General features: G+C 47.8%; 1 protein-coding gene. It reads right to left on the reverse strand.

Annotated features, from left to right (window positions below; genetic code table 11):
* A partial coding sequence (locus KAJ71_RS23265) for a GMC family oxidoreductase N-terminal domain-containing protein (RefSeq protein ID WP_248947795.1) occupies positions 1-278 on the reverse strand: 278 nt, incomplete at both ends.

Genomic DNA, 278 nt, shown 5'->3' on the forward strand with positions numbered 1-278 from the left:
TATAACACATCCCGTTAATCAATGAGGAACCACCTAAACCTTTACCACGGCCGCATTCCATACGGCGATTATTCATATGTGGTTCAGGGTCAGTGAGATATGCCCAGTTGTAACGGCGTCCTTGTAGTGGGTAGGCCAACGCTGCTGGCATTTGAGTACGGAAATCTAAACGGTAGTCTGGGCCACCTGCTTCCAAGAGTAAAACAGTAACGTCTTTGTCTTCAGTTAAACGTGTTGCGAGCACATTTCCGGCAGATCCTGCGCCGATGATAATGTAG

Origin of the sequence: Serratia silvae, from assembly GCF_023282985.1 — a bacterium.
Classification (GTDB): domain Bacteria; phylum Pseudomonadota; class Gammaproteobacteria; order Enterobacterales; family Enterobacteriaceae; genus Chania; species Chania silvae.